At 70.2% G+C, this 6,603-nt stretch carries 6 protein-coding genes; 4 read left to right on the forward strand and 2 right to left on the reverse strand.

The window, feature by feature from the left end:
* Positions 1–261: 261 nt before the first annotated feature.
* From ACFWXQ_RS48675 to ACFWXQ_RS48685, 3 genes are all read left to right on the forward strand, one after another.
* On the forward strand, positions 262–786 hold the full coding sequence (locus ACFWXQ_RS48675; RefSeq protein ID WP_383956030.1) for a GNAT family N-acetyltransferase: 525 nt from the start codon (positions 262–264) through the stop codon (positions 784–786).
* 120 nt (positions 787–906) lie between these two features.
* Entirely contained in the window at positions 907–1,209 is a 303-nt protein-coding gene (locus ACFWXQ_RS48680; RefSeq protein ID WP_383956033.1) for a DUF4229 domain-containing protein, read from the forward strand.
* 51 nt (positions 1,210–1,260) lie between these two features.
* Entirely contained in the window at positions 1,261–1,911 is a 651-nt protein-coding gene (locus ACFWXQ_RS48685; RefSeq protein ID WP_383956037.1) for a TetR/AcrR family transcriptional regulator, read from the forward strand.
* Between the two features lie 30 nt (positions 1,912–1,941).
* On the opposite strand, the gene ACFWXQ_RS48690 is transcribed toward ACFWXQ_RS48685, so the two are convergent.
* Together ACFWXQ_RS48690 and ACFWXQ_RS48695 are read right to left on the reverse strand one after the other, a co-directional pair.
* Positions 1,942–2,790 (reverse strand): MaoC family dehydratase, encoded by an 849-nt coding sequence (locus tag ACFWXQ_RS48690; RefSeq protein WP_383956040.1) that lies wholly within the window; start codon positions 2,788–2,790, stop codon positions 1,942–1,944.
* A gap of 140 nt (positions 2,791–2,930) precedes the next feature.
* Entirely contained in the window at positions 2,931–4,262 is a 1,332-nt protein-coding gene (locus tag ACFWXQ_RS48695) for a 3-oxoacyl-ACP reductase (protein WP_383956043.1), read from the reverse strand.
* Between the two features lie 294 nt (positions 4,263–4,556).
* Here ACFWXQ_RS48695 and ACFWXQ_RS48700 point away from each other — a divergent pair, with 294 nt between their 5' ends.
* Entirely contained in the window at positions 4,557–6,458 is a 1,902-nt protein-coding gene (locus tag ACFWXQ_RS48700) for an AMP-dependent synthetase/ligase (RefSeq protein WP_383956046.1), read from the forward strand.
* Positions 6,459–6,603: the final 145 nt, after the last annotated feature.

The following is a 6,603-nucleotide window of genomic DNA, read 5'->3' on the forward strand; positions in this document are numbered from 1 at the left end:
TAACATTAGCTTGTATGTCGGTGCAGTCGCGGGGCGCGGGCAGGGGGGGCCGGCGCGCTCGGTTCGCGGCGCCTGTCCGTCCTTCGGGCCGGGGGGAACTGCGCAGTCTTTTGGTCTTTTGGGGGTTCGGGGGCGAAGCCCCTGAGTTAGTGACGGGAATGGGTAGGGGCGGCGGGGGCGAAAAGAACGCCTGACGTACGTGACGTACGTGACGTCGGGACTCGCTTGAGGACGGCGTGACGTAATGGCTAGCCTTGCCGCATGGCCCTTACCTTCGCGCTTGATCCGGCCGTGACCCCCGAGGTCCGCGACGGTCTTCTCGATCTCTGGACGGATGTCTCCAACGCGGGCGGCGCCGTCGGCTTCGTCCCCCCGGTGGACCGGGAGGTGATCCGGCCGGAGCTGGTGAAGCACTTCGTGGCGATGGCGGAGGGACGGGCCCGGCTCCTGGCCGGGTTCGACGAGGAGGGGCAGGTGGCCGCGGCCGCCTTCCTCACCTTCAACACGCACCGCCTGATGACCCACTGGCTGTGGCTCTACACGGTGATGGTCCACCCGAAGCACCAGGGCAAGGGCTATGGCCGGGACCTCCTGACCGCCGCCGCGGACGCCGCCCGCACCCTCGACGGCATCGAGGCGATCCGGCTCACCTGCCGGGGCGGACACGGCCTGGAGCGGTTCTACGGCTCGTGCGGCTACAAGGAGGTCGGCCGGATACCGGACGCGATACGCGTCGCGCCCGGCGACGACCGCGACGACATTTTCATGCTGCTGCCGCTCACCTGACTCCCCGCACCCCCCTGCAAGATCCGGTGCCGGGCGTGCTTGACTGGACGGTGCCCTTTGGGAATGTCGGGGACTTATCGGACCCCTTCGGACCCGTTCGACACGGAAGAGTGGATTGAGATGCTCCGCTACACACTGATGCGCCTGGGAATCCTGGTGGGCTGCCTCGTGGTCGTCTGGGGCCTCGTCTACTCCGGTGTCGCCCCGCGCGGGCTCGGCGACTCGAACGGCATGTGGATCATCCTGCTCTCGCTGCTGATCTCGGCCCCCATCAGCTTCGTAGTCCTGCGCAAGGAGCGCGACCGCGCCTCGATCCAGATCGTGGAGCGCGTCGACCGCGTCAAGTCCAACCTGGAGGCCAACCGCAGCCAGGAGGACGACGTGGTGGACGAGGTGACTCGGGCCCAGGGCCAGACGTCGTAACGACCCACAACTCCGCCGGGCCGTCGGCAGACAACTCGTACTCTTGCTCGTATGGGTGCAGTGAAGAGCAAGCGGATGCCGCGTGCCGTGCGCGAACAGCAGATGCTGGACGCGGCGGTTCAGACCTTCGGGCAGCGGGGATACCGGGCCGCGTCGATGGACGAGATCGCCGATCTGGCGGGCGTGTCCAAGCCGTTGGTCTATCTGTACCTGAACTCCAAGGAAGACCTCTTCACCGCGTGCATCCGGCGTGAGGCCGCCGCCCTGACCGCGGCCGTGCGCGCGGGCGTCCGGCAGGACCTGCCCGCCGACCGTCAACTGTGGGACGGGCTGCGGGCGTTCTTCACGCACACCGCGCAGAACCCGGACGGCTGGGCGGTGCTGCACCTCCAGGCGCGTACGCACGGGGAGCCGTTCGCCGCGGAGTTCGCCGCGATGCGCGAGGAGATCGTCGCGTTCGTCACGCAGCTGATCGTGGTGGCCGCCCGTGAGGCGCACCGGGACCCGTCGCTGCCCGAGCGCGAGGTCGCCGGTCTCGCCGAAGCCCTCGTCGGCGCCGCCGAGTCCCTCGCCGCCTGGGCAAACGCCACCCCCGGCGTCTCCGCCCGCCAGGCCGCCTCGACCCTGATGAACTTCGCCTGGGCGGGCCTGGGGGACCTGATGGAGGGGAGACCCTGGTCGGAGCACGGGTCGGCCGGGTAGCACGGGTCGGCCCAGTGGAGCGGGCGCGCGTCAGAGCACCGGCATGACCTCTCCGGACAGGTGCAGCCGGCCACCCGCCCCGCGCAGCTCGAAGACGGCACCCTCCGCCCCGTACGACACCGTCCCCGGCAGGAGCACCGGTGCCCTGAACTCCGCCCGGACGACGGCTACTTGAGGCGCCCCGTGCTCGGCGAGACAGCGCGCCACGGTCCACATGCCGTGCGCGATGGCCCGGGGGAAGCCGAACAGCCGGGCGGTGAGGGGGTGGAGGTGGATCGGGTTGCGGTCGCCGGACGCGGCCCCGTACCGCCGCCCCACATCCCCGGCGAGCGCCCACTCGGCCACGACGGGCAGCGGCTTGCGCTCCTCGGCTGCGGCCGGCCCGTCCGTGCTCCCCGCCGGGGTGCGGTGCCGCGCCAGATACGTACTCCGCGACTCCCACACGAGCTCGCCCCCCGCCCGCATCTCCGTCACGACGACGGCCTCGGTCCCGCGCCGGTGGGGCACCAACTCATCGACGTACACCGCGAGTTCGTACTCACCGGTCGCTGCCGTCGCCTTTCGCCGGGTGATCCCGATGGACGTGTGCACCAGCCCGAGCAACGGCAACGGAAAGGCGCGCTCACTCATCAGCCGCATGACCAACGGAAACCCGAGAACATGCGGATAGGTGACGGGCAACTCGTCGGCCCCCACCCCGAACCCACAGGCCCGCTCATAGGCGGCAAGCTTTCCCAGATCGATCCGAAGACCCGGCAGAACCAATCGGGTACGGGGTGCGGTGACTCCCGTCCGGGGACGCTTGAAAGGCGAGAGGAAAGCACCCCGGGCAAGCAAGGGCCAGAGCCGCGGCGAACTGTCGAGAACGCGGGTATGCATAGGCCTCTCTACGCCGTCCATCGCTGACCTGACCTTTCTTCCGGTTGGACCAGAGGCGGGCTGCTTTGGCCTTTGGTCTTCAGGGGCGCGGGGAACTGCGCGACCATCCCCAACGCGCCCGCAGATTCCGAACGAACCCTTCACGCCCCCAATAGGCTCTGCCCGCAAACCCGAACAACCTGCCCATTGACCGCCCCCGACCCCGGGCCCGCAAGCCAAGCCGTCGTCTCGGCAACATCAACAGGCAACCCACCCTGCGCCAGCGAGTTCATCCGCCGCCCGGCCTCACGAATGAACAAAGGAACAGCCGAAGTCATCCTGGTCTCGATGAACCCGGGCGCGACCGCGTTCACGGTCACCCCGTATTCCGAAAGCGCCCGAGGCGCAAGCGACCGCACAAGCCCGACAACCCCCGCCTTGGACGCGGCATAGTTCGTCTGCCCGGCATTCCCCGCGACCCCGGCGATGGACGCGGTGGCAACCACCCGCCCACCGCCCCGGAACACCCCCGCACCGAGCAACACATCGGTCGTGCGGAGCACACTCGCAAGGTTGACGTCGAGCACCGAACCCCACCGCTCCGCGGCCATGTTGACCAGCCTCCGGTCCCGGGTGATCCCCGCGTTGTGGACCAGGATGTCGAGCCGCCCGCCGGGCAACGCGTCGACGATCCGCACCCCCGCGTCCTCCGCCGTGATGTCGAGGGGCAGCGCGACCCCGCCGAGCCGCTCGGCGACGGCGGCGAGATCGCCCCCGGCGGCGGGCACGTCGAGGCACACGACCAGCGCCCCGTCCCGCGCCAGCGTCGCGGCGACGGCCTCACCGATCCCGCGGGCGGCCCCGGTGACGAGCGCGGTGCGCCCGGCAAGAGGCTTCCCAGGATCCCCGCCCCCGCCCTTGCCATGGCCGCCTCCACCACCACCGTCACCATGACCGCCCACCTCGATCACCTGCCCACTGACATAGGCAGACCTCGGCGACAGCAGAAATCGCAACGTCGACTCGGCGGCCCCCGCCTCCAGGAGCCGTACGAGATTCACCGTCCGCCCGCGCCCGATCTCCTTGCCGAGGGACCGTACGAACCCTTCGAGGGCCTGCTGGACGGCGGCCTGGTGATGGTCGGCGGGGTCCAGGGGCGCGCCGAGCACCACGACCCGCCCGCTCTCGGCGACGGACCGTACGACGGGGTGGAGGGCCGCGTGCACCTCGGCCAGAGCGTCGACGTCACGGACGCCGGTGGCGTCGAGGACGACGGCGACGGGCCTGTCACCGCCGGGTCGCGGCCCCGACCGGGCCAGGACGGGCGCGAGGTCCAGCTCGGACTTGCCCGCGGTGAGATGCAGCAACTCGCCTTGGAACGAAGGCTGTTCGGCGCTCCAGCGCCGCAACCGCACCGGCTGCGGCAGCCCGAGCCGGCGGGTCAGGAACCGGCCGGGGGCGGTGCCGGTGAGGCTCAGGTAGCGGTCGGCCATCGTCCAACTCTCAGCTCGGTCCTGTTCTTACTCTGGAGTAAGGTTACCCGAGGTAAGCCTACGTCACGGTGAGAAGCAGGTCGAGATGAGCCCTCTGGAACCCTGAACCGGGCGCGGACTCGACGGATCCGCGGGCAACGCCCTTGTTGCGTCGGTATGTTGGGCAAAAGATGAACAGGCGTCCGAACGTGCACGAACCTCTCACTCTTCCGCACAGAAGCACCTCACTTTCCCAGGTGAACCCGCCACTTCACAGGTCCGTAATGGGGGGAGTGCAAGAGTTAGGAGCCGTCAGTGTCCCGCGATCCCTCCGACAATCCCGAGCTCGTCATCCCTGAACCCGAGGTCAGGCGGCTCGACGGGGTCGTGCGCGAGGTCTCGGTGCCCCCGATGGTCTACCCCGTGACGCACGGCTCGCTCGCGGACATCCCCTTCGACAACGCGGAACAGGCGCCCGACGACCCGGTGCTCAGCCGGAAGGCGGCGGACGGCAGCTGGACGGACGTCACGGCCGCCGAGTTCGCGGCCGAGGTGCTGGCCGTCGCCAAGGGGCTGATCGCGGAGGGGCTGCAGCCGGGCGACCGGCTCGCGATCATGGCGCGTACGACGTACGAGTGGACGCTGCTGGACTTCGCGGCCTGGGCCGCCGGACTCGTCACCGTCCCGGTCTACCCCACCTCGTCGATCTTCCAGACCCGCTGGATCCTCCAGGACTCCGGCGCGGTGGCGATCGCCGTCGAGCATGTGGCGCAGGCCGCCGCGCTCGGTCCGGAACGCGACCGGCTCCCCGACGTCCAGCACATGTGGGTCTTCGAGAAGGGGCACACCGAGCGTCTCGCCGAGCTGGGGCGTGACGTGCCGGACCAGGAGGTCGCGGTACGCCGTGGCGTCCTCGGCCCCGACTCGCTCGCGACGATCATGTACACCTCGGGCACCACGGGCCGGCCCAAGGGCTGCGCGCTGACCCACGCCAACTTCTTCGCCGAGGTCGACAACGCCGTCCAACTGCTCCACCCGGTCTTCAAGTCCACCTTCAAGGACCCGGCGTCCACGCTCCTCTACCTGCCCCTCTCGCACGTCTTCGGCCGGATGGTCGCCGTCGCCTGCATGCGCGCGCGGGTCCGCCTGGGGCATGCGCCGAGCATCCGTACGGAGGAACTGCTGGCCGATCTCGCCGGCTTCAGCCCGACCTTCCTCCTGGCCATCCCGTACGTGCTGGAGAAGGTCTACAACACCGGCCGTGCGACCGCCGAGAAGATGGGCCGCGCCGCCTCCTTCGACCGGGCGGCCCGGGTGGCGCGCGGGTACGGCGAGGCGCTGGAGGCCCAGCAGCACGGGACGGGGCCGGGGCCGGGCGCCAAACTCAAGGCGGCCCGCGCCCTGTACGACCCGCTCGTCTACCGCCGGATCCGCGCGGCCCTCGGCGGGAAGGTCCGCCAGGTCGTCTGCGGCGGCTCCCCGCTCGGGCGCCGCCTCGCCTCCTTCTACGCCGGCGCGGGCATCCAGGTCTTCGAGGGCTACGGCCTCACCGAGTCGACGGCCGCCGCGACGCTCACCTATCCGCATCGGCCGCGGCTCGGCACGGTCGGCTGGCCGCTGCCCGGTACGCGGGTCCGGATCGCTCAGGACGGGGAGATCCTGCTCAGCGGGGAGCAGGTGTTCCGCGGTTACTGGGATCCGCGGGCGGGCGGGGTGGTGCCGGCCGACCAGGAGGGCTGGTTCGCCACCGGTGACCTGGGCGAGCTGGACGACGACGGGTACCTCACCATCACCGGGCGCAAGAAGGACATCCTCGTCACCACCAGCGGCAAGAACGTGGCTCCTGCGCCGCTGGAGGACTGGCTGCGGGCCCATCCCCTCATCAACCAGTGCGTGGTCGTCGGGGACAACCGGCCCTACATCACTGCCCTGTTGACCCTTGATGCCGAGGGGATGGCCCACTGGTGCCGGATGACCGCCAAGTCTGACGTGCCGGTCGCCACGCTGGTCACCGACCCCGACCTCCTCACCGTCCTCCAACGCGCCATCGACGACGCCAACCGCCTCGTCTCCCGGGCCGAGTCCATTCGCCGCTTCGCCGTGTTGCCCCTCAACTTCACTGAGACGGCGGGGCACTTGACCCCCACGATGAAGCTCCGCCGGGCCGTGGTGACGAGAGAGTTCGCCCGAGAAATAGACGAACTGTACGCGGAGTAGGCCCCCGGCCGGGTTTTTCCGCCCCCGCCGCCCCTACCCGTCCCGTCCCCTGGGGCTCCGCCCCAGACCCCGTGGGGGGTGTGTTGTCGGGTGCGGGTGGGTGGGGGCTGGTCGCGCAGTTCCCCGCGCCCCTAAAGGCCTAAAG

The sequence above is a fragment of the Streptomyces sp. NPDC058697 genome, assembly GCF_042715345.1.
GTDB lineage: Bacteria > Actinomycetota > Actinomycetes > Streptomycetales > Streptomycetaceae > Streptomyces > Streptomyces liliifuscus.

Bases quoted from the DNA above. Each gene is read 5' to 3' on its own strand.
- ACFWXQ_RS48675 (WP_383956030.1), top strand. From the start codon at position 262: ATGGCCCTTACCTTCGCGCTTGATCCGGCCGTGACCCCCGAGGTCCGC.
- ACFWXQ_RS48680 (WP_383956033.1), top strand. From the start codon at position 907: ATGCTCCGCTACACACTGATGCGCCTGGGAATCCTGGTGGGCTGCCTC.
- ACFWXQ_RS48685 (WP_383956037.1), top strand. From the start codon at position 1,261: ATGGGTGCAGTGAAGAGCAAGCGGATGCCGCGTGCCGTGCGCGAACAG.
- ACFWXQ_RS48690 (WP_383956040.1), bottom strand. From the start codon at position 2,790: ATGCATACCCGCGTTCTCGACAGTTCGCCGCGGCTCTGGCCCTTGCTT.
- ACFWXQ_RS48695 (WP_383956043.1), bottom strand. From the start codon at position 4,262: ATGGCCGACCGCTACCTGAGCCTCACCGGCACCGCCCCCGGCCGGTTC.